Genomic DNA, 24,482 nt, shown 5'->3' with positions numbered 1-24,482 from the left:
GACGCCGTGGCGCGAGCAGCCGGGACGGCGCGGCGCGGAGGGGGACGTGGTCTCGAACCAGGTCGTGCTGCGGGGCGGGTGACGGGATGGCGCGAGGGCGTGGTTGCCGAGGTGCCGGACCGGTCGAACGGAAGACAGCGGTGCGGCGGCCGTCCGCTCCTGCCCGGCCGCGTCGGGTCAGGCGAGCTGGGCGTCGTGGGCGATGATGGCGACCTGCGTGCGGTTCGCCGCCTCCAGCTTGGTCATGATCCGTCCGATGTGGACCTTCACCGTCGACTCGCTCAGGTGCAGGTCGGCGGCGATCTCGGCGTTGCTCAGGCCCCGCGCGACCGCAGCGGCGACCTCGCGCTCCCGGTCGGTGAGGACGGTCAGCCGGCGCCGGGCCGCGTCCGCCGCGTCGTTGCCGGCAAAGGTGCTGAGCAGGCGCTTGGTGATGCGCGGCGACAGCATCGCCTCGCCGCGGGCCAGGACGTGCACGGCGCGGGCCAGTTCCCGGGGCGGGGTGTCCTTGAGCAGGAAGCCCGCCGCGCCCGCGCGCAGCGCGGCGTGGACGTACTCGTCGAGATCGAAGGTGGTGAGCACCCCGACGGCGGGCGGGGCGGGAGTGGCGAGCAGTCGTCTGGTGACTTCCAGGCCGTCGACGCGGGGCATCTGGATGTCGGTGAGCACCACGTGCGGACGGTACCGGGCGACCAGGTCCACGGCGGAGTCCCCGTCGCCGCCTTCGGCGACCACTTCGATCCGCGGGTCGGCGTCGAGGATCATCCGTACGCCGCTGCGGACGAGTTCCTCGTCGTCCAGCAGGACCACCTTCACCGAAGGGCCGGGCTGGTCGTCGATCACGCGGGCTCCTTGGCGACGGTGGACACGAGGGGGAAGGCTGCGTGCACACGGTAACCGCCCTCCGGGGTCGGGCCGGTATGGAGGGTGCCCTGGACGAGTGTGACGCGTTCGCGCATGCCGAGCAGGCCGTACCCGGATCCGGGTACGGCCTGACCGGCCGGGCGCCTGCCGCCGCGCCGGTTGGTCACGGTGAGCTGCAACTCGCCCTGCTCGTCGGCGAGCCGGATGTCCACGCGGGCGTGCGGGGCGTGTTTGGCGGCGTTGGTGAGGGCTTCCTGGGCCACCCGGTGGACGGCACGGCGCACGGCCCCGGTGACCACGGGGAGTTCCGCGGCCGTGTGCAGGTGGATGTTGCCGCCGGCGGCGACGCAGTCGCGCACCAGCGCGGACACGTCCGCTTGTACCGAGCCGTCCGACTGCACCCCGCGCACACCCTCCGACGGCTCCTGCTGGTCGTGGCGCAGGACGTTCAGGATCTCGCGCAGTTCCGTCAGGGCTTGGGCGCTGGCGCGGCGGATGACCTCGGCGGTCTCGATCGTGCGCTCGTCCGGGGCGGTCACGCTCAGGGCACCCGCCTGCAGGGCTATGGTGCTGACGCGGTGGGCGACCACGTCGTGCATCTCCCGGGCTATGCGCCGGCGCTCGGCGGCGACCGCCCGCTCGGCGAGCAGGTCCCGCTCCCGTTCTGCCTGCAGGGTGCGTTCACGCAACGTGGCCAGCAACGCATGCCGCTGGCGCATCCACAGTCCACCCAGGGCGGGGAGGGCCAACCCGGCCATGGGGAAGAAGAGTTGGTCCAGGTCGACGTCCTCCGGCGTCGGATGCCAGGCGACGATCACAGTGCCGACCACGGTGAGGAGGAAGGCCATCAGGGTGCGCCAGCGCCATCCCCACTGCCGGGCCACCGTGTAGCACACCACCATGGCCGGGAAAGCTCCCCAGCTCCAGCAGAACAGCGGCATCGCCACCAGGGGCAGCCACGGGAAGCGGCGGCGTACCAGAAGGGTGGGCAGAGCGGCGAAGAAGGCCAGCAGCCTCCAGGGGCTGCCTCCGGCGGCCAGGGCCGGCACCGCGCATCCGGCCGCCACCATGACGTCGAGGGCGAGATACGCGGGCCGGTTCTCCCACCAGGGCAGCCAAGGGCGGTCCGGTCGGGCGACGAAGATCTTCACCGGACCGGATCCTAGCCGGACGCGCCGGGCCGTCACACGTCCCGGCGGCAGAACAGGACGCCGGCAGCGGTCAGCAGCGCCGCGGTGAGGACGGCAAGCGGCAGCATCAGCAGCCACTGCGGTCCGCTTGCATCGCCTGCCCGGGCCTGCGCGGCGGCCGCGCCGAACGGGGCCAGCCTCCGGCCGAACCCCGTGGTCAGGGCCAGCAGGTTCTCCAGCAGGAGCGGCCAGAGGACCACCAGGGCGATCGACAGCGTCGAGTTCCGGGTGATCCCGGCCAGCGCCAGGCCCACCAGTGCGCACAGCGCCGCGTAGAGGACCGCGGAGCCCCCCATCGCGACCGCTTCGGTCACGGGGAGCGAGGTCTTCCCGAGCACCGGCACGCTCAGCGCGTTCACCAGCACCATGACCGTGGCGACGCACGCCGTGACCGCGCCGGTCAGCACCGCCTTCGCCAGCAGGATCCCGCGGCGGTCACCCAGGGTGAGGACGGTCCGGGTGATGGTGCGGTGTCGGTACTCTCCGCCCAGGACGCCCACGCCGAGCGCGGCCAGGAACACGAACCCGACGAGGGTCACACCCGCCATGCCGGCGGCGAACTGCCGCAGACCGGACGTCCCGTCCCGGCACACCGCCAGGTCGACCAGCACCTGTGCCGCCACCGCCGAGCCGCACAACACCCAGGGCATGCGCAGCGACCGCAGGGCGAACCACTCATGGGCCAGCGCCCGGCCGATCGCGACGCCCCGGCCGGCCGCGGCAACCGGCAGCGCGGCCGCGTCCCGGCCGGGCACGCTCCGGCCCGTCATGCGGCTGTCCCCCGGAACCGGGTCCGCTCGGCCGTGGCTGCGAGGAAGGCGTCCTCCAGACTGCTGCGCCGCGTACACAACTCCCGTACCACCAGCTGGTGTCGGGCGGCGACCGCGCCGACGCACTCGGCGTCGACACCGGTCACGATCAGGCTGTCCGACTCGTCCGCCCATGCCTGCGCGCCCTCCTGACGCAGCAGGGCGGCCAGTTCATCCGACCGATCGGTGCGCACGACCACCTCGGAGCGGGAGTGGGCGGCGACGAACTCCTCGACCGGCTGCGCGGCGATCAGCCGGCCCCGCCCGATCACCACCAGGTCCCCTGCCAGCGTGACCATCTCCGACAGCAGGTGTGAGGAGACGAGCACGACCCGCCCCTCCTCGGCGAGCCCGACGAGCAAGCGGCGCATCCAGCGCACGCCTTCCGGATCGAGACCGTTGGCCGGCTCGTCCAGGATCAGGTACTCCGGATCCCCCAGGAGCGCCGTGGCCAGCCCCAGCCGTTGCCGCATGCCCAGGCTGAGACGACCGGTGCGGCAGTGGCGTACGCCGTCGAGGCCCACCAGGGACAGCACGTCCCGTACCCGCCGATCCGGCAGGCCCGCGCCGGCGGCGACCATCCGCAGGTGGTGGTGGGTACTGCGGGCCGGGTGCACGGCGCCCGCGTCCAGCAGCGAGCCGACCGTCCCGGCGGGGGATCCGAGCTCCGCGTACCGCACACCGTCGAAGGTGGTGCTCCCCTCCCCCGTGTCCAGCCCGAGCATCAGACGCATCGTGGTCGATTTGCCGGCGCCGTTCGGGCCGAGGAGGCCCGTGACCACCCCCGGCCGCACCGTGAACGAGAGACCGTCCACGGCAAGCCTGTCGCCGTACCTCTTCCGCAACCCCTGCACCCGAAGCATGCCCTTCCCTTCCACCGGCCCGCCCCCATTGGACGAACAGCCTCCACACTCCGCAGGAAGCCGGGGCGGGGCATCGGACGACCGGGCAGGCCGGGTACGACTTTCGGGTGACCGCAACGAGCTGAAAGACCAACGTGGACGGGGACGTCGCCGGGTGACGATACGGCGGTCGAACTGAATGGCCCGGCTCAACGCCCGGCGAGGGGGAGGCCGATGAACGCGCTCCTCGGCAGCCTCGCCCGGTTCGCCGTCGGACGCCACGGCACGAAACAAGAAGACAAGGAGTCACCCCCCATGCGTCATCGTCTTGCCGCCATCACGCTGACCGCCGCCCTGACCGGCGGTGCCCTGCTCGCGGCAGCACCCGCACAGGCCGCCCCCACCCGGCAGGCCGGCCCCACCGCCACAGCCGCCGCAACCCCCCGCCACGACATACCCGCGCTCCTCCACCACTTGGAGTACCTGTACGACAAGGTCGTACGTCTGGAACAGCTCGGGATGCACGCGGACGCCGAACGCACCCGCTCCGAAGCCAGGTTGCTGAAGGCGCTGATCGACAACCTCATCAAGTCGGGCGGCTGACCCGGCCCGCCCCCCCGGCGGGCACCACACACAGGAGCCCGCCGGGCCCAGCCGGACCACACCCCCCTGCACCGGCGTCCCGAAGGCCCAGCCCTGGGCGGTTGACCCATGCCGGGCGAGGAGCATCAGGCAGACCAACCACCGGCGGGGCGACGGACCCCGCCGCCGGCAACGGACGGGCGGGCGTCTCGCCGAAGGCAGTCGGAACGGTGCGGCGTCCGATCCTGACGTCTTCGGCGAATCACCGGCGAGCGCGGCGTGGAGGCCATCTGCTTCGCCGACACCCGCGGCTCACAGGTCGAGATCGTCCAGATCGGGGCTGACGGCGCGGGCGCAGGCGAGGACCGGAAGGAGCAGGAACCGCAGGTGCCGTACGGGCGTCTCTGCCGCCGCAAGTGGAGAGCACCGTCCGGCACCAACGACCTGGGGGGCACTCGCGATGGCCCGAAAGACCCGAGGAACCTGGAAGACCTGGAGATCGTGGAGAGCGGTGACCACCGCTCTCGTCGTGCTGATCTGCCTGACCGCCGCCGGGGCGTCAGCCGCCACCGCCGACCCGGGCGGACCGTTCGCGCCCAACGTGGACCAGCACTGCGCCATACAGAACAGTGGCAGCGGTCCCATGACGACCGCGATACCCGTCGACCGGATCACCCTCAACCTCGAGACCGTCGGCTACCCCCCGGCCGAATCCACCATCACCGCCTCCTACACCATCAGCGGCAGCACCAGGACCGGCACGGCCAACGGCACGTTCGACGCCGCTAGGAAGAACGCCACGTTCAACTTCTCGGTGTCCAACCCGCCGCCGGGCGCGACGCTGACCGTCATCTACCAGGTCTGGGTGCACGGCGTCTACTACAGCAACTTCGTGAGCGTTCCGCTGGCGCCCTGCACCTGGGACAACCCCACCTATGTCGACGCTTCGACGTGGAACGACTACGTGACCGTGACCGGCGTCTCCCAGCGCTGCGAGACCGTCGACATCGGCGCCGGCGGCAGGCACGCCTACGTCCGCGAGGACGTCGTGACGGTGAACGTCGCACACGGTCCGTCCTACGGGCCCTCGCCGTACGCGGCCCGGTCGGTCTGGGCCGACTACTGGATCGTCGGTCAGAAGGCCTACACCTCGGGAGCATCCGGCGTGTTCGACACCGACGGCAAGGCCACGCTGTCGTTCGCGATCCTCGCTCCGACCACCGGCGCCGAACTCGACGTGCTGGCAAGCGGCCAAGCGGGCTCGCGAACCTTCCCCGGCCACTCCTGGGCCACCATCGCCTGCTGACCCGGCGGGCCCGTGAAGAGTTCGACTTCCTCGCGCGCGCCGGGCCGGTGGACGGCGGGCACACACCCGCCCACCTTCTCGTTCCGGTACACCCCCGGTAGTATGAGGGGTTGTGCCCACCGGGCACATGGCCGCGATCACCGTCTTGCGGACCGTCCGCCATGTGCGCACCGGTGATCCGGGCCCTGCGGCCGTCCACCGCCGTCGCCACCAATGCCCTCAGCCAGGCCAGCCCCTCCACGTCCACGTCCAGAGCGAACCGCAGGTCCCGCGTCCTCATCGCTTCAAGCTTCCGCCGTCGTGCCGGCACCACTCCCGGCGGAGACCTCGGTGAACCAGGGGTGGACCGGTGCGAGGGCCGCCGACGCGGGCCAGCCGTTGACCGTGGCCAGCAGCCGCCAGTAGCGCTCGGCGTCCGGGTCCGCGGTGGACCGCAGCCGGGCCAGGAGCCAGCGGCGCAGATCACCCGCGTCCGCCCGCCTGAACGCGTCGGCGTAGAGGCCGCCCAGCGCGTCGGCCGGGGACACACCGGTGGCGGGGGCCGGCAGGAGACCGACGGCTGCGGCTTCGCCGACGCGTTCGCGTATCGCCCGGTCGATGGAGTCCTGCACGGCGACGACGTCCTCCCCGGCGGGCTCCTGTGCCTGGTCCCGTGCGAGGCGGCGGAGCGCGGAACGGAAGTCCGCGTCCTGGCAGAGTCCGGCGAGCTCCACCCACGCCTCGACCTGCTCGGGCGTGGGATCGTCAGGGAGTTCGGGCATGGCGGACCGCATCAGGGCCACGAACTCGGGGTTGGCATCGAGCCCCTCGAAGGCCTCGTCGATGAAGTCGGACACCAGCCGGTGCCGTTCGGTCCGGGAGAGCGTGGCGAGTCGGTGCATCAAGTCCATCTCCATGGTGGTGGGTCCGCGTCTGGCGACTGCCCGGAGCACTGCCCGGCGCAGGCGGAGGGTCCGGATCTGTACGTCCAGTGCCCTGGCGTGCGCTTCCGTGACCTCCGGTATGGACGCCTCCCGGTCCAGTACCTTGCGCACGGTTGCCAGGTCCAGCCCGAGGTCACGCAGCGTGCGGACGAGGGCCAGGCGTGCGAGTGCGTCGGGGTCGTAGAGCCGGTACCCCGCCGGGCTCCGGTCGGTCGGCGGGACGATGCCCTGGTCGGAGTAGAACCGGATGGTCTTCACCGTCAGGCCGGTCCGGCGGGATAGTTCTCCGATGGAGAAGAGCACGTCGCTGTCCATGGCCCCAGCTTGGCGTCTCCCCCCGGGGGAGACTCAAACCGGGCCGGATCCGCCGGGGCAGCGGCAGCGGGTGCTCGCCGGTGACGTGGGACTCGAACCCGTCGGCGTCGAGGAGCTCGCCCAGCTCCCGGCCGGGCGGTCGGCGGTCGGCGGTCGGCGGTCGGCGCGATGAACGCGGCGCCAGCGCCCAGCGGCTGGTGCCGTCGGGGAACCCCGAGCACCGGGCACTCCGGCTCCGGCCAGGATCAACGAGTGGCCCGCGCCGACGGCATCTGGCCGTTCTGGGCCTGCTGCGCGCGGTCGACCAGCAGGCGGGCGAAGGTGGCCAGCTTCTGTGTGTCGAGGTCCTTGTAGCCGGTGTTGTACACGACCTGCCCGTAGACGGTACCTACGCGCAGGTAGACGAAGCCTTTGTACAGGTACTCGGAACCGGTGTACTGGCGTGAGGAGTAGGCGATGCTGCTGTCGCCGACCTGTGCCAGAGACATCGCGGCCCGGGATTCGTTGACCGTCCCTCCGGCGTTGTCGACGTAGCGCTGGTAGGCGGCTTTCGCGTTCTCGACCGTGTCGAAGGTCCGGTAGTTGAACGCGACCTGGGTGTCGCCCGAGGAGTCGGCCATTCCCACCCCGCCCGTATACAGCCCTCCCTGGCAGTCAGACGTGCAGGCGTCGCTGATGACAGGTCCTTCTTTCAGGCCCCAGCCGGAAGGCATGGACTGCAGGTCCGGTGCGATGGCCTTCGCCAGCGCGACGTCCCGCACGGCCGCGGCCTTGTTCTGGCCGCCGCCCGCCCCAGGGTCTACACCGTCCCCATCCGACCCGGGGGCGGCCCCCACCCCCCACGGCACGCCGCTGGCAGGGCTGTTGTCGCTGTCGACGAGACTGACGACGCCGTTGATGGCGAAGCCCAGAACGAGCACCGCCACGACAACCAGCGCAGTGATCGTCCCGGGCGTCTTGCGGATGCTCACCGGCCCGATCGCGATCACATTGTTCTTCATGTCACGGCCGGCGTGGACATGCTGGTGGATTGATCCGGGCGGCCCGGACGGCAGTCCCGCAGTGGTGCGAAGGCGGGCGGCGAACTCGGGGTCCTGCTCGATCATGGCCAGCAGCCGGGCCCTCAGGTCGTCCTCCGCGCCGGGCGCGGCCGGGTCACCGTCGAAGCGCTCCAGCACCCGACGGCTCTCCTCATCCGCACCGAGCCGTTCCCGAGCGACCCGGCTGATCCGGTCGGAGGCAACGGTTCCAAGACCGCTGCCGACGCCGGTGGCGATCCCGGTGATCACCGATGTCACCCACGCCGCTAATGCCGCTGCGTCCATCGCTTCCCCCCGCTGCGAAAAATGCTCGACCGGCCGGTAATGCTTCCCCCGCATCCGCACCGGTACACGGCCCTCCGCGAGCGCCGGCCCAGGGGCCGTTCCAGGGTCGGTACGCGGGGGCCCAGTGGCTGGCGGAGCCGTGCGGGCCAAGGGGTGAGCAGACTCCTCGCCAACCACCGGGTACAGGTACGTGATCAGGTCCCGGCGCTCTCGGGGCGCTCATCGGCGGGGGGTGGCCGATCTCGCCCCGGGGGCCGGACGGCGATGAGGGCCTCTGTGCGGACACGTTCGTCGAAGGGGCCGCCGCCGGGAGCGAAGGCGTGCAGGGCTTGGCGGAGGTCCCGCTCGAAGGCCGTGCGGCCGGAGCCGAGTGCGGCCGGGCTGGTGAAGCTGTAGGAGAGCTGGAGACCCACGACCTCGTCCAGGCCACGGCGGACCGTCCGGTCCCAGTGCACCTCCTCGATCCGGGAGAACGGCGAGCGGAGCAGGACTTCCTGGTGACGCACCTCGGGATATCGGGCCGGCCCGGAACCCCGCGGACGTTCGGGGTCCAGGTGGCGGCGGCGGACCTCCTCGACCACGGGCAGCCAGGGCGGCGGTTCGAGGTCGTCGTGCCGGGCGCCGCAGGTCGCCAGGACCACCGCGCCCCCGGGTTCGATCAGGGTGTCCAGGTCGCGCAGCAGCCGTTCCCGGTCGGTCCAGTGGAAGGAGGCGCCCATCACCGTCAGGAGGACCGGACCCACGTTCATCGCAAGCAGCATGTCGGAACTGCCAAGTCGCCAGTCGATGCCGCCCACCCCTGCCCGGGCGGCGAGCCGGCGGCCCTCGGCGATCATGGCAGGTTCCGGGTCGACGGCGATCACCTCCCGCAGAAGGGGAGCCAGCGGCAGGGTGAGAGCTCCGCTGCCCGCGCCCAGATCCAGCACCCGCTGGGAGCCGTCCAGGGTGAAACGCCGGGCGAGGAGGGCGAACAGGCGGGGATCGTACGCGGGCCGGAACCTGGCGTAGTACGGCACGGTCGAGGCAAACAACCCACCGGGCGAAGGCTTCACCCCTCCACTTTCCCACCGCTGCGCTCGCTCGCCGGGAGGCCAGCCGAGTTCTACTCAGCCGTCGTGGTCAAGTCCGCCTGCTGCTCGCTGGTGGGCACGGCTTTCATGACCGTGGAGGCCGTGGTGATGCTTCGCCCCCAAGACGCCGGCCCGCCCCGCACCGCTGCCGCACTTGGCACGACAGCGTCAGCCTTCGAGATCGAGCAAGGCCGTCCGTACGGCCACCTGTACGACCTCCCCGGACGCCGAACGCCCCACCCACACCGGGTACACCCCGTCGCCGCCCGTGCAGAACACCGCCAGGTCCGCCCCGAGGCTTCCGCCGTCCAAATGCATGCCGACGACGGAGTTGGAGAGCCGGTCGTGCTCCGGGGACCCCTGCCGCCTCGCCCGCTCCAGCAGGTCCCGCAGCTCCTCCCACAGCTCGGCGTCGCCGAAGGCGCCCGCGGCCGCGTCCGTGCCGAAGCCGAAGGCCGCGCCGGCCGGGAGCCGGAGCGTGTCGTCACCCGGTCCGAGCGCCATCTCCCAGGCCGCCACGGGGCCGTCGCCGATCAGCAGCCGGACGGCCACCACATCCACGTACGTCCCCCAGTGCTCCTCCCCCACCTCAACCCAGGCCGCCTCCACCGGGTACGCGCCCGGCGGCAACTCCACCGTGATCCCGGACAGCCCCTCCCCGGTGTCCGGGCAGGCCACCGCCAGCACCCCGCTCGGCACGCGCACGGTCCCGCACGGCACCGGGTCGAGGACCTTCAGCCCGGGGATCTCCGCCCCGGCCCGGAACACCCGGTCGAAGTCGGCGGGCCCGCGCAGCCGGGACGGCACCCGCCGCCAGCCGGGCGTCTCCGCGTCGGGCAGCGCGCCGACCCACTCCGGGAGCGCGTCCGCCACGGGCAGCGCCGGCCAGTCGTCGAAGCCCGGCCGGACCACCCACAGGTCCCCGTCGGCGACCTCCACCTCGGCCTCCAGGGAGTCGCCCCGCATGCCCCCGGGCTGGTGCGAGATCCGGGCCGTGCCGTCGGCGGACACCTCCACCGCCGTGCGGGGGCAGTCCACCGCGTCCTGCGCCGTCCCCGCGTCCGGGTACCGCCGCACGAGCAGCCGTCGCAGCAGCAGCCGCCGCTCGTCGTCGCGCATCCGCAGCTCCGCCTCGGCGGTCCGGCGGCCCTGCTCGTCAAACGCCCAGGTGTCAACGATGCCGGCCCGCCACGCCACCGACCGCACCCCGAGCGGCACTTCGCGCCCCAGAGCGCGGTACACCACCGCGTACGGCAGCCCCTCCGCGTCCCGCGCCCGCGCCTCGTCGGGGGACAGCCCTCGCCCGCCGGTGCGGGACCCCGCGTGCCAGGACTCCTCGTACGTCACGTACACCGTGTCAGACATCGACGGCGTCCCCTTCCCGCCCGGGCAGGATCTCGGGCATCCCCTCGATCAGCACCACGACGCTGACCAGCTCGTCGGCCTCGGAACGCCCCAGCCACACCGGGTAGGTGCCGTCCCCGGTCGTCGCGAAGGCCATCAACTCGCCGCCGGTGGCCGTGTCCCAGGTGCGGTGGATGAACATCGACCCGTCGGTGAGGTCCTCGTACCCGTCGAGGTCCGGCTCCCCGTCGATCAGCCCCCGCTCGAAGAGCGAGAGGAGCGACTCGAAGGACCCGGCATCGGCGAAGCAGCCGGTGGCGCCGTCCGTGTCGAACCCGGCTATCTGGTTCCCGATGAAGATACGGAGGTCGTCGTCCGCCCCGAGGGCCATCTCCCAGGACGCGGCAGGGGTCTCGCTGAGGAGCAGGCGGACGGCCGTGGGCGCCGTGGTCTCGACCTCGGCGTCGCTCCACTCGCAGTGGTAGCTGAACGCTACCCGGGCCTCGTCGAGCACGTACTCCCCGGGCGGGACGGGGACCGTGATGTGCGGCCCGTTCTCGTGGGTGGTGAACAGTCCCGAGACGGCCAGCAGCCCACTGGGGACGCGCACGGTGGCGACCCGGTGCGGCTCCACGACCGTCTGCTCGGGGTGGTACCCGTCGGTGACCCGTGCCCCGGGCCGGAACAGCTCCCCGATCCGGCCCGGCTGCGCGGGACGCGGCGGCCGCCAGCAGGAGGCGGGCGCCTCCCCGCCGTCGCTCTCCGGAAGGTCGGCCGCCTCGAAGACCGGCGGCTCCGTGAACCCGTGGAGCTGCGCCGAGAACAGCGGCCACTCACCGAAGGCGGGCCGGTCCGTCCAGCGCTCGTCCTCCCGCAGGCCCGCCGAGGTGGCGTAGCCCCGCGGCTCCTCCACCCTCCGCCCCCTCCCGTCCGGAAACAGGTCCAGGATGACGCGCGGGCACTTCGGGTCGAACTCCGCCGTCTCGGGGCCCGGGTAGTTCCAGGCGACGGTGTACCGGTGGAACAGCCGCTCCGGGTCGTCCAGCAGCCTCAGGTCCAGGTCGTGGGTACGGCGGCCCTGGCCGTCGTACACCCACAGCCCGACGTGGTGGTCCCGCCAGGAGACGAGCCGGACCTCCAGCGGCGCCTCCCGGCCCACCATCCGGTACACCACCACGTACGGCAACCCGGCCGCGTCCCGCTCCCGGGCCTCCCCGGCGGACAGGGGGCGCCAGGCCGCGCGGACCTCCGGGTCCCACGCCTGCGCGTACCCCACCTCGACGACCATGACCACTCCCTGCTCCTGCGCCCTTGCATGTTCCCGAGCAAGGTAGCCGCCGGCTGTGACAGCGGCCCCACGGGGCCGGACGGCCGGCCGACCCTGCCCAGACGGTCTCCCCGACGATCTGATCCATGACCCCAACCGGTCAGGGGGGCATCGACGATGCGCAGCCCGTGGCCGGACTCCGCCTGCCAGGCAGCGGCGAGAGCGGCTCGGCCAAACGGCCCTGCCGCCGGCCGGTGCAGAATCCACGGCTCCATCAAGGTAGAAGAAGCGCCGCTTGTGCGCCGTCCACAGAAGCCCAGTGATCTGTACCGTGAACGGGGCAGTTCGTAGACTCGCGGCGTGGACGAATCGATCGGCTACGGCATGTGTTCGCTCGACGAACATGACCGTACCGCCCAGGACATGAACACGAGGCTGCGGTGAACTCGCTGGTCTGGCTAGAGCCGTTGCGGCCGGGTGATCCGCACGCGGTAGGGGATTTCCGGCTGGAGGGGCGGCTGGGTGGTGGCGGGATGGGGCAGGTGTTCCTGGGACGCTCTCCCGGCGGACGTCCGGTCGCGGTCAAGGTGGTACGGCCCGAGCTGGCCGGCGATACCGAATTTCGCCGCCGGTTCGCCGTAGAGGTCGAGGCGGCCCGCCGGGTCGGCGGGTTCTACACCGCCCAAGTGGTAGACGCAGACCCCGATGCCGACCCGCCGTGGCTGGTCACCGCCTACATATCCGGCCCGTCCCTGCACCAGGCCGTCGAGACGCACGGCCCGCTGCCTGCGGAGGGGACCGCGCTGCTGGGAGCGGGACTGGCCGAGGGGCTCCGGGCGATCCACGCCTGCAACCTCGTGCATCGCGACCTCAAGCCCTCCAACGTGATCCTCGCCGCTGACGGCCCCCACGTCATCGACTTCGGCATCACTCGCGCGCTCGACGCGACGTCTCTCACGCTCTCCCGCGCCGTGGTCGGCACCCCGTCGTTCATGTCCCCGGAACAGGCGCGCGGCCACGAGATCGGCCCGCCCAGCGACGTGTTCTCCCTCGGACTCGTCCTTGCCTTCGCCGCCACCGGCCGCAGCCCGTACGGAACGGGCTCGGGCGAAGCGATCGTCTACCGCGTCGTCCACGACGAACCCGATCTGACCGGCTTGCCGGCCCACCTCATGGACCTGGTGCAGCGCTGCCTGGCCAAGAACCCCGGCGACCGCCCCGCCGTGGCGGACATCCTCAGGGAACTCACCAACCCCCACCGGACAACGGGCAAATGGCCCACACCCGTCGCGACGATGATTGCCGAACGCCAAGCACACGCCCCGACAGTCCTGTTACCTTCGCCTGCTTTTGAATCCGGCACCCGCAAAGAACCGACGCCGATCGGTCCCGACGACGGGTCGCCCCGTGAACCGGCCCCCCACCGGAGCTGGCCGGGCTCGAAACGCGTGTGGATCGGCGTCGTATGTGCCGTCCTCGGCCTGCTCGCCGCCACGGTCGTCGGCCTGAACCTCTCCGAACGGCACGCCGCCGTCACGGCAGGCGGCCCCACCCCCAGCCCCACCGCCACACCGAGCCCCACCCCCACACCGAGCCCCACTCCCACGCCGAGTCCCATTCCTACACCCACACCCACACCCACACCCACTCCGAGCCCGACGCCCAGCGAAGACACCGTCGGCTCGGCTTTCGCGGCGGTACGGAAGGGCGACTGCTTCCACGTGGAGGACGAGTACCCGCGTGACTTCACCTTCGGCCAGCCCGACGAACCCCTCACTCCCAAGACGGTGCCCTGCGACGCGTGGAACGCGTACTACCGAGTCACCCGCGTGGGGCCGATCGGCCCCGAGTGTCCCGGCCCTCCCAGGGGAGGGAGCGTGGAGTGGACCCACAAGGGATCCCCAAGCGTCAGCCTGTGCGTCGACCGTCAATTCCGCGTCGGCGAATGCGTGCTCGCCAACGGCAAGGACGGCAAGCTGGATACCGTCAGTCTGCTGGACGGCTGGGACTGCGCCGATTCCCACTTCCCCAGCGCATGGGACTACCGCGCGCAGATCACCAAGGTCCTCGGACCCGGCCAGGCCGGTCAGTGCACGACACCGTCGATCCAGGCCCTCCACGGAACCGTGACCTTGTGCCTCAAGGTGATCTGAGTATCGTGCGACAACGCTGACCCGTCACGGTTCCCATCGGCGTCGTGAACGCCGCCAGCACCTGGTCACCCACCGCACCACTGCTCGTCGTAGCCGACCTGCTGCCGCTCCCGCCGGCAACCGGGACCGCCGTCAGCTTCACCTTCGACCCCCTCGGCGCCGGCCCCACCATCGACGACGTGCACACCGGCTCCTGACCCAGGAACGGCCGCCGCTCGCGAAAGCAGGTCCCAGGTCTGGCCAGCGGCCAACGGGAGGGCCTGGACCTGCTGCGGGGCGCACAGCGACGCGCTGTCCCGGCCCGGATCCGCGCTGCACGGCACCAGCGGCGGGAGAACGGCCTGCACCGCCCGAGGCAGACCCTCACCCTGGCGCCGGGGCGGGCGACGAGCTGAAACACCGCGGACTGCTGCGCGAGTGGGAGCCCGTCCCCGCCGACGCCCCGACGTCCGGTCAGACACTGGGCGGCACCGTCCCGCACGCCTGACTCGGACTCACCGGCTGGCTGGACCTCGCCCTGCCCGAGACGCTGTGGCACCCCCTTGTACGAGGCGTCTACTGGACCAACCAGCCACACGTCCAGGCCCTTCAGGCCTGGACCGACCGCTGGGGCCCCGGGCCTGCCGCCGGGCACGGTCCGGCGCCGCCCGAGGAGCTCGCGGAACGGATCGCTGTGCGGTACTCATCACCACCACCGTGAGCCAGATCCCATACGGGCTTGTACGCGGGCCGCTCCCGCGCCGCCCGGACCGCCGCAGGCGCCATGGTGCCCCACATCGCGCGCACAGCCCCGGGTGTGGTGGCAGCTGCGGCGGGGTCCTGTGACGGGGCCGGCGGCCCCGTGGTTCAGGTGTCGCACTCCAGCTCCGTGCGACACAGCGCGCCCGCAGCCGCCCGCGCACCGGGACGCGCAGCCGGTGTCAGCAGACCGGGCAGGGGATGCTGACCCGCTGCCCCCAGCGGCCGGCCTCGAAGCGGTACGCCGCCCCTGCGCCGGGTTGGCGGCCCCGACCCGGCAGTCTTTCGCGTAGCGCCGCCGGTCCAGCAGGCCCGCCGCGGCCAGCGGGGCCCGGCGCAGGTCCCGGCGGACCAGCTCGCGCCTGCGCGCATAGGTACTCGTAGGCCTGGGGGCTGGTGAACCAGGCGGAGAGGTCCTCGCCCGAGGTCTCCCGGCGCTTGGCCAGGACATACCCGAACTCCTCCGCGGTCAGGTAGCCGAGCTCTCGCGCCGGCTGCCGGCGGCGGCTCAGGCCTGCCCGGCCGTCGGCGTCCACCGGGGGGGTGAGCCCAGTGCCGTTGTAGTGGGAATACCGTCCGCCGCCGGCGGGCTGTGCGCGTCGATGGTGGTGACGGCATCACGCAGGAGTCGGGTGCCTCCGTCTACGTGGTCCGCGTGGAGGGCGAGCCGGTGGCGTCGGCCGAGCCAGCTCTTCAGCGCGGTCCCGGGCACCTCACCACCCATTTCGGCTCGACACCCCCGCTTCCGATGCGGCGGCTGCCAGAAGCAGTACGGGCACAGCGAAGTGCTGCGGCTGCAGATGGCAGAACGCACCGCGGCATAGAACCCGTTCTCGCTAGGCTGGCGCCTCGAACCGAGAGCGTGGGGGCACGATGGGTTTCATGTCAGCGGCTACGCATGCGAAACAGGTCGCCGAGAGCGCGGGCGTGCTTGAAAGGATCATCTACCTCGCGGGCTTCTCAGCAACCGGAATGACAATGACTGCCCTCATCGCAACCCTGCCATCGCAGGGGAAAGGCGGCAGTGTCGAAGCGCTCCCGACCTGGTTTCTTCCAGTGACGGCAGCTATCGTCGTGCTCTTTACTGTCGCGCTCGGTGCGGCGCTGATCCTGCGAGAACAGCGCAAGACAGCTGTGCAGCGTGCGGAACGCGAGCGGTTCGAGAACGCCGCTGATCATCTGCAGGAGAGGATGGAGCTGGCGAGCCTCGTCAACTTCAACCGCATCCTCCTCGATCGATACCACGGCATCGCAACGAAGCAGGCGAATAAGTCATTCTACAGCAGCATCGGCGCCATGATCGTAGGACTGCTGGTCCTCGTCGTGGCGTTCATCGCATCGATGCAGTTCAACGCCCTCGGCGAGCGGATCTTCATCGGTTCCCTCGCAGCCGTCTCCACTGCCTTCGTCGGCTACCTCAGCAAGACGTTCATGGTCGTCTACGACCGCTCACTACAACAGCTCAACCAGTACTTCAACCAGCCCGTGATCAACCAGTACTTCCTTTCAGCCGAACGCATCGTCGACCGCCTTGAGCCGCCCATGCGCGACGAGCTACTCGCCCAGATCGCAAAGGACGTCCTGACCACCGGGATGAAAATGCACGAAGTCGGTGACGCAAGTCCTGCACTGCGCCGCTCGAGCCTCGGCCGGCAGCGCGGACAGGCATCCGAGCAGCAGCCTCCCGCGCCAGCGCCGTAGTCACACCGGTCGGGATCCAAGCCGGAACCACATGTCAGTCGATGTCTGCCACCACCCGGCGACGCGAACCCTTCCTCGGCCTTGCCAGTGTGAGGAGAGGCCGGCATTGCGACAGTCTCTCGATTGGACAGGTAGGGGTGGGAGTTGTAAGACGGAAGTGAAGGCGGGCCGGGAATAAACGTTCGCAGCGTCCCTCGGCGGTAGACGGTTGAACGTGCAGCTATGCCGGCAGAGGATTCGGCTACTGCCTCAGCGAGGGAGAGCCTCCCAAGCCGGTTTCCCGACGGAGAACCGCTGCAACGGTTCTCGTCGTGCGGAAGAAGTCTGACATGCGAGCCAAGAAGACCGTGACCTCACTCGCGAGTGCGCTCATTCTGGCGACCGCGCTGACGGCGCCATCAGTTGATGCCGCAGCATCGACGGCGAGTGCAAGCCGCAGACACGCGCCGTACTGCCAGGATCAAGACATGATACTCAAGCCGGAATCCGCCTACCCTCACACGCCTATCGGTCATGCAAACTTCATGCTACAGAATTCCCGAATGGAAGCTGCGGTTCTTTGCCTGGTCAACGGGCTACGCCAGGCAAACGGTCTGCCGGGACTCAAAATTTACCTGCTCCTCCCCGGCATGCAGCGTGGAATCCGAGGTGCCGCATATGACCATGCGCAGGCCGCAGTCAAAATGCGGTGGTGGGGAGCCGTTGGTCAGGTGCCCGCCAACATGTGCCCATACTGGCCTGACAAGCCACAGAGATGCAATCCGCATATCAACCCTGTGACGCACACGACCCCGGACGATCGCGCGAAGGCTAACGGCTTCGGGAAAGGCTGCACGAAATACTGGGACGCTGAGAATACCTACACAGGATGGGGCTCTGACTATGTGACGCCAATCGCGGCGTACAGGGCCTGGGAAACCAGTCCGGGGCATCGCGCAAACATGCTCGACCCGAATTTTCAACAGATGGCTTTGCGCGCGGAGTTGGGCAGCGCGGATCCAGCCGCCGGAACAACCAGCCCGGCTGCGACATACGTCCAGACATTCGGAGGCTGTCAACGCTAACGGGGCCCACGCCCACAACCCCCACCTCCTTGCGGCCGGGACCGATGGCCACTCGAACCGAAACCCGCGTACCACCCGAGCCGTTCTGATGACTCGATGCCTTTGCGGGCGATGCGGACGCTGATTCGTTTCCCGCAGAATCGTTTTCGCAGGTCGGGGATGTCGTGTGCCTTGTCCGCGTGCAGATTGAACGTGCAGGCCGGTGGTCCGTCGGGGGGCCGTATTCGTCGGGGATCCGGACGTCGGTGTCGACCCCCGTCACGCACTCCCGCGGGCGCCTCCTCCTTGTCACGTTCTTGTGAAGATCGTTAGCATTTCCCGCAGTCGCCCTCCGGGGCGCGCGGAGGGGGGAAGCCGTGTCAGAGGCACCGGCGTTGGCGGGGCGGCGGGAGGAGAGCGCGGCGCTCGCCCGCGCCGTCGAGGGCCTCGCCGTGGGCCGCGGCACGGTTCTGGAGATCGCGGGGGACCCAGGCACCGGGAAGACCGCCCTGCTGAACCTGCTCGCCCGGCTCGCCGCCGAAGGGGGCACCCCTGTGCTGCGGTCCCGGGCCCGTTCCGCCGGGGCCGGACCGTACCAGGTGTTACGCGAAGCCTGGGAACGGTCCGCGCTCCCGGCGCCCGGCCCGCGGTGGGAGGATGCCGCGGACCACGAGCTGGTACGGGCCCTGCTCGACGGGTGCGCGCGGCGCGGCGGCGGCCGCGGGAGCGTCCTCGTCCTGGACGACCTCCACCACGCCGACCCCGCCACGGTCCGGCTGCTGGAGCTCCTCGTCGAGGAGTGCGCCGCCCGCCCGCTGGTCCTGGCCCTCGCCCTGCGGCCCCGCCAGACCCCGCCGGCCCTGCTCGCCACCCTGGACGACGCCTGGCACGCGGGGCACCTCGTACGCGTGGAACCCGCTCCGCTGGACGCCGAGGCCATCACCGCGCTGTCCGGCGGACACCGCGGCCCGGCCGAGAGGCTGGCGGCCGGCTCCCTCGGCAACCCGCGCGCCCTGCGCGTCCTGCTCGCCGCGGGCCACGACCCCGACCAGTGGCCGGCCCGGTCCGAGGCGGCGGCGGGCCCGCTGCTGCGCGCCGCGGCGCCGGTGCTCGCCGAACTCGAAGCCCTCCCCGGCGACTGCGCCGAGGTGCTGGCCGCCGCGGCCGTCCTCGGAGAACCGTTCCGCCCCGGCGACGCCGCGCACGTGGCCGGGTACCGCGGCGACCGCGCCGCCGCGGCCCTCGGCGCCCTCGCCGCCGCCGACCTGATCCGCTCCGGCGAACTGGCCGGCACGCTGGTCTTCCGCCACCCCGTCCTGGGACACCTCCTGCGCCACCGGATGAACCCCGGCCTGCTCCAGGACGCCCACCTGCGCGCCCTCGACCTCCTCGACACCCGCGGTGCCGGGGCCGCGGCCCGCGCCCGGCACGCCGAACACGCGCTGCCCGCGGCAGCCGATCCCGCCCGGGCCCTGCGCGTACTCGCCGAGGGGGCCGCCGAGGCCCTCGCCGGCGAGCCCGCCACCGCCGCCCGCTGGCTGCGCCTCACCCTCGCATACGCGCCGGCCGGAAGCTCGGGCTCGGCAGGGCGTGCGCGCCTCGCCCTGGACTGCTGCCGGGCGCTCACCGCCGCCGGCCGTCCCGAGGAGGCGCGGGGCCTGGCCCATGAGCTCCTGCGCACCCCCGGCGCCCTGCCCGGCCGGCTCCGTACGGAGGCCCTGGCCCTGTGCGTCGGGGTCGAGCGCCTCCTCGGCCGGTACGAGGAGGCCGACGCGACGGCCCGTACGGTCGTCGACGGGCTGGCCCGGCCCCTGTCCGCGCCCCTCCCCGCGGAAACGGCCGGCCTCGTCTTCGACTACGGCCTCCTGCACGCGCTGCGCGGAACGGCTTCCGAGGTCCGCGGCCTGGCCCATGAGGCCGCCCGGGCCGCCGCCGCGGCGGCGGACGAGGACGGACGCACCGCGCTCGGCGTCCTCGCCGCCTTCTGCGACAGCTACGTCGGCGACTTCGCGCGCGCCGCCCCCGCGGTCGCCCGGTGGGCCCGGCGCGTCGACTCCCGTCCCGACACCGTGGCGGGGCGCGCCCCCGAGGTGCTGGCACTTCTGGGCTGTGCCGAGCTGTTCGTGGAGCGGTTCGCCGACGCCCGCCGCCACCTCGCGCGGGGCCTGGCGACGGCGGGCGGGGGCGCGCACAAGCACATCGCGGTCAACCAGCTGCTCGGCCTGTCGCTCCTGGACCAGTGGGCCGGCCGTCTCGACGCGGCGCTGCAGCACGCCCGCGAGGCGGAGCGGCTGGCGGGGGAGATCGGCGCCCCGGACGCGGCAGGACTCGCCATCGCCCTGCGCTCCGCCGCCCTGTTGTGGGCGGCCCCGCGGCGCAGGACAGCCGAGGTGGTGGAGCTGGCCGAGGCGGGGCTGCGGGCCACCGTGCCCGGCACCGGCTGGTGGGCGGGATCGGCCCTGGGGCTGCTCGCGGTGGCCCGGCTGGTGGGCGGCGACCCGGCCGCTTGTCTGCGTACGCTGGTCGAGGGCGGCGGCGAGGACCTCGCCCTGCTCCAACCCCCCTCCCGTCCCTCCCTGTTCGCGCTGATGACCACGGCGGCGGCCCAGTGCGGGGACCTGGCCGCGGCCGCCCGCGCCGCCCGGGCGGCGGACGCCTCGGCCGAACGGCTCGGCAGACCCGCGTTCCAGCAGGCGCAGGCGGACCGGGCGGGAGCCGCCCTCGCCCTCGCCCAGGGTGATCCCGTACGCGCCGCCGCGCTCTCCCTGGACGCCGCCCGGGCCTTCAAGGCCCTGCGGATGCCGGTCCAGCAGGCGTGGACAGTGATCGCCGCGACCCCGGCCCTGGCCGCTGCGCACGGCCCCGCGGCGGCCCTCGGCCCGCTCGACGAGGCTCTGGAGGCCGCGCGGGGGTGCGGGGCGCTGCGCCTGTGCGAGGACGGCGCGCGGGCCCGGGCCGCCCTCACGGCCGCCGCCCCCGCCTCCCGCCCGTCGGGTCCGCTCGCCGCACTCAGCGCCCGGGAGCGGGAGGTGGCCGAACTCGCCGCCGCCGGACTGTCCTCGCGGCAGGTCGCCGAACGCCTCGTCCTCAGCACCCGGACCGTCGACACCCACCTCGGCAGTGCCTACCGCAAGCTCGGTGTCTCCTCGCGGGTGGCCCTCACCCGGCTGCTCGGGCCGCCGCAGACGGGCCTGGGGGCCCCGGTTGCGTAGGTGCCTTGCGTAGACCTACGGATGTCCGCCGCGCGGGCGGCCGTGAGACTCCTCCACGAAAGGGTGCGCATCCCGCACCCACCCCCGACTCACCTCCCGTGGAGAGACCGTGCAGCTCAAGACCGCCCTGGGTGCCGTGGCACTCGGCGTCACCGTCCTCACCGCCGTACCGGCCCTGGTGGTTCCGCAGACGGCGGCCGCCGCCGACTGCTATACGAGCTGCGACCCCTGGGACAACGTCAACGACCCCATCGTCGTCATCGGGCACAACCCGCCCGAGTCGGACCACAGCGGCCAGCCCTGGTACGGGGGCGGCGGCGGGAGCGGCTCGCACACCACCGCGGTCGTCGTCAGCCAGGGGGCGAAGTGGGAGGAGGCGATCGACGACCAGTTCAAGTGCGTCCGCAACACCGGCCAGACCGTCCTCGGGATCGACCAGAACATCAAGTACAACGTGTCGGTGAAGGTCAACGCGGGCCTGACGGCCGAAGTGTCCGGCGCGCTCAAGGCCGCGCTGGGGACCGAACTCAACACCTCGGTGGAGAAGTCCTACGGCCTGCACACCAGCGTCAGCCCGGGCCAGAGCATCGGCGTGTACGTCGAGTGGCAGACCAACGTCTACGCGATCACGACCACGAGCAGCGCCGGCCAGAGCACCCAGGCGGTCAACGTCACCGCCCCCACCGGCGTGATCTCGGTACACGGCTGCTGATGGCAGTCCCCGCCACCGCGGCGGTACGGCGGATCCCTCCCGTCGTACCGCCGCTGGACGCCGAGTGCGTACCGGCCGACGCCCGGGCCCGCGCCCATGGCGCGCTGGCCGCCCTGACCGCGGCCGCAGCCCTCCACCTCGGCAACCCCGACCTCTTCCACCGCCCCAGGGTCCGAACCCGGCTGCACCTGAGACACGTGGGCCGCGCCGATCCCGCGCTGCTCGCCGAGCGGCTCGCCGACGCTGCCCAGGCCCGCACCGAGGCCGGTCTCCTCGCCGTCGCCTCGGTCCGGGACGAACTGCGCCAACGGCCCGGCCAGCGGCCCTGCTTCACCCCGGACGCGCTCGCCGCGCTGCACCGGATGCTCGTGGCGGGAGACCCGAACATCCCCGGTCCCGGAGGCTTCCGCCGCGCCCCCGCACGGATCACCTGGCCCGACGGCCGTCGCTTCGCCGTCGCCGTCGCGCCCGGCCGGGCCCTGCACGGCCACGTGGAGCGCTGGTACCGCTGGGCCGTGCGCACGGCCTCGCCGGCCCTGGACGCCGCGGCGTTCGGGATGCTGAGGCTCTTCACCGTCCACCCCTTCCCGGACGGCAACGGCCGCACCGCCCGCCTGCTCGCCCAGTGCGACCTGGTGGGCGCGGGCCTGCTGCCCGGCCTCCTCCTCGACGTCGAGGGCTGGGTCGACGCCCACCGGGCCGAGCACGACGAGGCCGTCGTCGCCGGGGCCGACGGGGACTGGGAGCGGTGGGGCGCTCTGTTCGCCCGCGCGGTCACCGAGACGTCCCGGCACCGGACCGCCACCGTCACCGCGTACGGGACCCTCCTCGACACGGCGCTCGGCCGGGTCGCGGACGACCCGGCCGCGGCCGACGTGTTGCGGCAGCTGCGGTGCGGCGTGGCGGTGTCGGCGCAGTGGCTGCGCGGGCGCACCACGCACGACCCCGGCCCCGCACTGGCCCGGCTGCGCGATGCCGGGATCCTCGCCCCCCACCCCCGCCTGCGGGATGCGCTCGTCCACCCGGGCCTGCTGAGCCTCCTCGATGCCCCCTACGAGGGCGAGGAGCCTCCCGGACGGGGGCTCGGCGGCTCCGGGGGTCCTCGGGTGTGCAGCGGAGGCGGGGCTTCTGTTGCGCGGACTCCCCGTCGGTAGGGACTCCTGGGTTCCTGAGGGCGCCGAGCTGCTTGAGCTGGTCGATCCCGGTCAGCGCCTCGACGACTCGGTACGAGAGCGCCCGCCTCCGCAGCCGCAGCTGGAGCACGGTCCCGAGCCCGGCCCGCCCTCCTCGGGCCGTTCGGGCGGCCTCCCCGGCCGGGCCATCGACCCAGACGCGGGTGCACGCGTTCACCGCCCGGTGGACACGGCCTCCGTGTTGCCGCGCAGGGCCCGCTCCTCCGCGTCGGCGAGCCAGAAGAAGACCGGTGGCATGCCGAGCTCGATCACGGCCAGCGCGATCTGGAACCAGTGCGGCCAGCCGTGCGCGGCGAGCGAGAGCAGCCGGCCCACGCCGCCCAGCAGGAAGACGGCGGCCAGCCACCGCACCGCCCGGGCCGGGATCGGGCGCTGCCGTGCGGCCCAGAGCCAGGCCAGCCCGTAGCCGGCGAAGGCGGCGCCCATGAACCGGCCCCAGCTGTCGACCGTCGCGCCGGCGGAACCGGCGCCGGGGATGGCCGCGTTGCCTAGTGCCACATGGGACAGGCCGATGAGCACACAGGACCAGCCCATCAGCTCCGTGAGTGTGCGCAGAACCCTTGCCATGGTTCCTCCAAGCCGCCTCGGCGAAGCTTAGTTGACAGACGTCTACTACGATCGGGGCGCTGGTGGACCCGTGTCAACTAGGCTGCGTCCGTGTCTCCCCGCCAGCGGCTCACCCCCGCCGACCGCCGCGCCCACCTCCTCACCGTCGGCGCACGGCTCTTCGCCTCCCACCCCTACGCCGACGTGCTCATGGAAGAGGTCGCCGAAGAGGCCGGTGTCTCCAGGGCCCTGCTCTACCGTCACTTCCCCAGCAAGCAGGCCCTCTTCGCAGCCGTCTACCAGCAGGCGGCGGACCGGCTGCTCGTCGAGACACGGCTCGACCCCGCCGACTCCCTGGTGGAGCAGCTGATCCAGGGCATGGACGTCCACCTCGACTATTTCGTGGCCAACCGCAACGCCGTCCTCACCGCGAACCGGGTCCTCGCCGGCGACCCGGTGATCCAGACGATCATGACGAACGAGCTGGACGCACTCCGCACGCGTCTGCTGGCCGTCCTCCCCCTCGCGGACGACGACGCGCGCGAGGCCGTGTCCGGTGTCCTGAAGAGCTGGCTCGTCTTCGTCCAGGTCCTCTGCGTCGACTGGCTCACCCACGAAACGTGCACGCGCATCCAGCTGCGCGACGTCTGCATCGGTGCGGTTCTCGGCGCCCTCCGCCCCCTGCTCCCCCACGACCCCGCCCCCGACTGGCCGCCTCAAGGGCCAGGCGCGGGCGCCTCAAGCACTGCCCCGTAAGGGATGCCCGGACGGGGGCATGCGAGGCCTGCGAACTGCCGCGTCAGCCTCAGGACCCGCGGCATGCCCTCCGTACGGCCCGGATGCTCCTTCGACCGGCCGTGGAGAGAGGTCTCCTTCGCTTCGACACCATCGCCGACGCCGCAGCGCGCCCGCCGGCCGCGCACCGGGCCTGCGCCCGGCCGAGCCCGCCGCCTCCCTCACTCCCCGGCGCGGGCGAGGAGGGCTCCGATGCAGTGGTGGGCTCCATGGCCGAAGGCGACGTGGGAGACGGGGCAGGTCGCAGATCACCATGCCCGGCAGCGGCAGGGCGAGGTCGCGGACCAGGTCCGCCGGAGCTCCCCTCGACTCCATGGCGTCCAGGAGCCGGTCCACGATGGCTTCGGTCACCGGGGTGAGACGGCGGATCCGCTTCAGCGTGAACTCGGGTGTCAGGACGCGCCGCAGCCGGGTGTGGTCGGGTGCGTCCATGTTGAGCAGTTCGTCCGGCAGGACCAGAGACCGCTGCGGGTCGTGCATCGCGAACGACTCCGAGTACCCCAGCACACGGCGGACGTCGGCATGCCGTCCTCCACGAGCGGCAGCCCCGAT

The 24,482-nt window shown here is 72.2% G+C and carries 20 protein-coding genes and 2 pseudogenes; 10 read left to right on the top strand and 12 right to left on the bottom strand.

Annotation, left to right across the window (positions count from 1 at the left end; all coding sequences use genetic code 11):
* Window positions 1-177: 177 nt before the first annotated feature.
* The 4 genes from ACIRBY_RS34085 to ACIRBY_RS34070 are packed head-to-tail and all read right to left on the bottom strand — an operon-like array spanning window position 178 to window position 3,678.
* Complete coding sequence (locus tag ACIRBY_RS34085) at window positions 178-843, bottom strand: response regulator (protein WP_403908064.1); 666 nt, start codon at window positions 841-843, stop codon at window positions 178-180.
* The gene (locus tag ACIRBY_RS34080) at window positions 840-2,015 is read right to left on the bottom strand and encodes a sensor histidine kinase (RefSeq protein ID WP_403908062.1); all 1,176 of its coding nucleotides are present in this window, start codon (window positions 2,013-2,015) and stop codon (window positions 840-842) included. Before ACIRBY_RS34080 ends, ACIRBY_RS34085 begins: the two co-directional genes overlap by 4 nt.
* Window positions 2,016-2,047: 32 nt before the next feature.
* Window positions 2,048-2,824 carry an ABC transporter permease subunit gene (locus tag ACIRBY_RS34075; RefSeq protein WP_403908060.1) on the bottom strand — a complete coding sequence of 259 codons (777 nt, stop codon included), beginning with the start codon at window positions 2,822-2,824 and terminating at the stop codon, window positions 2,048-2,050.
* Entirely contained in the window at window positions 2,821-3,678 is an 858-nt protein-coding gene (locus ACIRBY_RS34070) for an ATP-binding cassette domain-containing protein (protein ID WP_403908058.1), read from the bottom strand. Before ACIRBY_RS34070 ends, ACIRBY_RS34075 begins: the two co-directional genes overlap by 4 nt.
* Before the next feature lie 342 nt (window positions 3,679-4,020).
* Here ACIRBY_RS34070 and ACIRBY_RS34065 point away from each other — a divergent pair, with 342 nt between their 5' ends.
* A complete protein-coding gene (locus ACIRBY_RS34065; protein WP_403908056.1) occupies window positions 4,021-4,308 on the top strand; it encodes a hypothetical protein in 288 nt (95 codons plus the stop codon).
* Between the two features lie 490 nt (window positions 4,309-4,798).
* Window positions 4,799-5,593 carry a hypothetical protein gene (locus tag ACIRBY_RS34060; RefSeq protein WP_403908054.1) on the top strand — a complete coding sequence of 265 codons (795 nt, stop codon included), beginning with the start codon at window positions 4,799-4,801 and terminating at the stop codon, window positions 5,591-5,593.
* 284 nt (window positions 5,594-5,877) lie between these two features.
* Here ACIRBY_RS34060 and ACIRBY_RS34055 read toward each other — a convergent pair whose 3' ends face one another.
* The 5 genes from ACIRBY_RS34055 to ACIRBY_RS34035 all read right to left on the bottom strand — a co-directional run bounded on the left by ACIRBY_RS34055 (window position 5,878) and on the right by ACIRBY_RS34035 (window position 11,858).
* Entirely contained in the window at window positions 5,878-6,831 is a 954-nt protein-coding gene (locus ACIRBY_RS34055; protein WP_403908052.1) for a MerR family transcriptional regulator, read from the bottom strand.
* 245 nt (window positions 6,832-7,076) lie between these two features.
* A complete protein-coding gene (locus ACIRBY_RS34050) occupies window positions 7,077-8,156 on the bottom strand; it encodes a hypothetical protein (RefSeq protein ID WP_403908050.1) in 1,080 nt (359 codons plus the stop codon).
* Window positions 8,157-8,350: 194 nt separating this feature from the next.
* The gene (locus tag ACIRBY_RS34045; RefSeq protein ID WP_403908048.1) at window positions 8,351-9,172 is read right to left on the bottom strand and encodes a class I SAM-dependent methyltransferase; all 822 of its coding nucleotides are present in this window, start codon (window positions 9,170-9,172) and stop codon (window positions 8,351-8,353) included.
* Window positions 9,173-9,394: 222 nt separating this feature from the next.
* Window positions 9,395-10,591, bottom strand: a complete 1,197-nt coding sequence (locus ACIRBY_RS34040) for a DUF4241 domain-containing protein (protein ID WP_403908046.1) — start codon at window positions 10,589-10,591, stop codon at window positions 9,395-9,397.
* On the bottom strand, window positions 10,584-11,858 hold the full coding sequence (locus tag ACIRBY_RS34035) for a DUF4241 domain-containing protein (protein WP_403908044.1): 1,275 nt from the start codon (window positions 11,856-11,858) through the stop codon (window positions 10,584-10,586). The genes ACIRBY_RS34040 and ACIRBY_RS34035 overlap by 8 nt, the downstream gene beginning before the upstream one ends.
* Before the next feature lie 419 nt (window positions 11,859-12,277).
* Between ACIRBY_RS34035 and ACIRBY_RS34030 the strand changes: the two genes are divergently transcribed.
* Together ACIRBY_RS34030 and ACIRBY_RS34025 are read left to right on the top strand one after the other, a co-directional pair.
* A complete protein-coding gene (locus tag ACIRBY_RS34030; RefSeq protein WP_403908042.1) occupies window positions 12,278-13,990 on the top strand; it encodes a serine/threonine-protein kinase in 1,713 nt (570 codons plus the stop codon).
* A gap of 44 nt (window positions 13,991-14,034) precedes the next feature.
* Complete coding sequence (locus ACIRBY_RS34025) at window positions 14,035-14,187, top strand: hypothetical protein (RefSeq protein WP_403908040.1); 153 nt, start codon at window positions 14,035-14,037, stop codon at window positions 14,185-14,187.
* 649 nt (window positions 14,188-14,836) lie between these two features.
* On the opposite strand, the pseudogene ACIRBY_RS34020 reads toward ACIRBY_RS34025, so the two are convergent.
* Window positions 14,837-15,219, bottom strand: a pseudogene (locus ACIRBY_RS34020) (hypothetical protein); the annotation flags it as partial.
* Between the two features lie 391 nt (window positions 15,220-15,610).
* Here ACIRBY_RS34020 and ACIRBY_RS34015 point away from each other — a divergent pair.
* Both ACIRBY_RS34015 and ACIRBY_RS34010 read left to right on the top strand, forming a co-directional pair.
* The gene (locus ACIRBY_RS34015) at window positions 15,611-16,429 is read left to right on the top strand and encodes a hypothetical protein (protein WP_403908038.1); all 819 of its coding nucleotides are present in this window, start codon (window positions 15,611-15,613) and stop codon (window positions 16,427-16,429) included.
* A gap of 329 nt (window positions 16,430-16,758) precedes the next feature.
* Window positions 16,759-17,493: a CAP domain-containing protein gene (locus tag ACIRBY_RS34010; protein ID WP_403908036.1), complete on the top strand. Its 735-nt coding sequence runs from the start codon at window positions 16,759-16,761 to the stop codon at window positions 17,491-17,493.
* Between the two features lie 74 nt (window positions 17,494-17,567).
* On the opposite strand, the pseudogene ACIRBY_RS34005 reads toward ACIRBY_RS34010, so the two are convergent.
* Window positions 17,568-17,747: pseudogene (locus ACIRBY_RS34005) on the bottom strand (hypothetical protein); the annotation flags it as partial.
* Window positions 17,748-17,849: 102 nt separating this feature from the next.
* Between ACIRBY_RS34005 and ACIRBY_RS34000 the strand changes: the two are divergent.
* From ACIRBY_RS34000 to ACIRBY_RS33990, 3 genes are all read left to right on the top strand, one after another.
* The gene (locus tag ACIRBY_RS34000) at window positions 17,850-20,684 is read left to right on the top strand and encodes a LuxR C-terminal-related transcriptional regulator (protein WP_403908034.1); all 2,835 of its coding nucleotides are present in this window, start codon (window positions 17,850-17,852) and stop codon (window positions 20,682-20,684) included.
* Between the two features lie 109 nt (window positions 20,685-20,793).
* Complete coding sequence (locus ACIRBY_RS33995) at window positions 20,794-21,396, top strand: DUF6426 family protein (protein ID WP_403908032.1); 603 nt, start codon at window positions 20,794-20,796, stop codon at window positions 21,394-21,396.
* Entirely contained in the window at window positions 21,396-22,550 is a 1,155-nt protein-coding gene (locus tag ACIRBY_RS33990; protein ID WP_403908030.1) for a Fic family protein, read from the top strand. The genes ACIRBY_RS33995 and ACIRBY_RS33990 overlap by 1 nt, the downstream gene beginning before the upstream one ends.
* A gap of 192 nt (window positions 22,551-22,742) precedes the next feature.
* On the opposite strand, the gene ACIRBY_RS33985 is transcribed toward ACIRBY_RS33990, so the two are convergent.
* Window positions 22,743-23,156, bottom strand: a complete 414-nt coding sequence (locus ACIRBY_RS33985) for a DUF4345 domain-containing protein (RefSeq protein ID WP_403908028.1) — start codon at window positions 23,154-23,156, stop codon at window positions 22,743-22,745.
* A gap of 90 nt (window positions 23,157-23,246) precedes the next feature.
* Here ACIRBY_RS33985 and ACIRBY_RS33980 point away from each other — a divergent pair, with 90 nt between their 5' ends.
* Entirely contained in the window at window positions 23,247-23,891 is a 645-nt protein-coding gene (locus ACIRBY_RS33980; RefSeq protein WP_403908026.1) for a TetR/AcrR family transcriptional regulator, read from the top strand.
* Window positions 23,892-24,482 lie beyond the last annotated feature (591 nt).

The organism is Streptomyces sp. NPDC096136 (genome assembly GCF_044763325.1).
In the GTDB taxonomy this organism is placed as follows: domain Bacteria; phylum Actinomycetota; class Actinomycetes; order Streptomycetales; family Streptomycetaceae; genus Streptomyces.
Note: the sequence above shows the minus strand (reverse complement) of the source record. Positions and strands in the feature narration are given on the sequence as shown.

Bases quoted from the DNA above. Each gene is read 5' to 3' on its own strand.
- ACIRBY_RS34075 (WP_403908060.1), bottom strand. From the start codon at position 2,824: ATGACGGGCCGGAGCGTGCCCGGCCGGGACGCGGCCGCGCTGCCGGTT.
- ACIRBY_RS34065 (WP_403908056.1), top strand. From the start codon at position 4,021: ATGCGTCATCGTCTTGCCGCCATCACGCTGACCGCCGCCCTGACCGGC.
- ACIRBY_RS34055 (WP_403908052.1), bottom strand. From the start codon at position 6,831: ATGGACAGCGACGTGCTCTTCTCCATCGGAGAACTATCCCGCCGGACC.
- ACIRBY_RS34050 (WP_403908050.1), bottom strand. From the start codon at position 8,156: ATGGACGCAGCGGCATTAGCGGCGTGGGTGACATCGGTGATCACCGGG.
- ACIRBY_RS34040 (WP_403908046.1), bottom strand. From the start codon at position 10,591: ATGTCTGACACGGTGTACGTGACGTACGAGGAGTCCTGGCACGCGGGG.
- ACIRBY_RS34035 (WP_403908044.1), bottom strand. From the start codon at position 11,858: ATGGTCGTCGAGGTGGGGTACGCGCAGGCGTGGGACCCGGAGGTCCGC.
- ACIRBY_RS34015 (WP_403908038.1), top strand. From the start codon at position 15,611: ATGTCAGCGGCTACGCATGCGAAACAGGTCGCCGAGAGCGCGGGCGTG.
- ACIRBY_RS34010 (WP_403908036.1), top strand. From the start codon at position 16,759: ATGCGAGCCAAGAAGACCGTGACCTCACTCGCGAGTGCGCTCATTCTG.
- ACIRBY_RS33990 (WP_403908030.1), top strand. From the start codon at position 21,396: ATGGCAGTCCCCGCCACCGCGGCGGTACGGCGGATCCCTCCCGTCGTA.
- ACIRBY_RS33985 (WP_403908028.1), bottom strand. From the start codon at position 23,156: ATGGCAAGGGTTCTGCGCACACTCACGGAGCTGATGGGCTGGTCCTGT.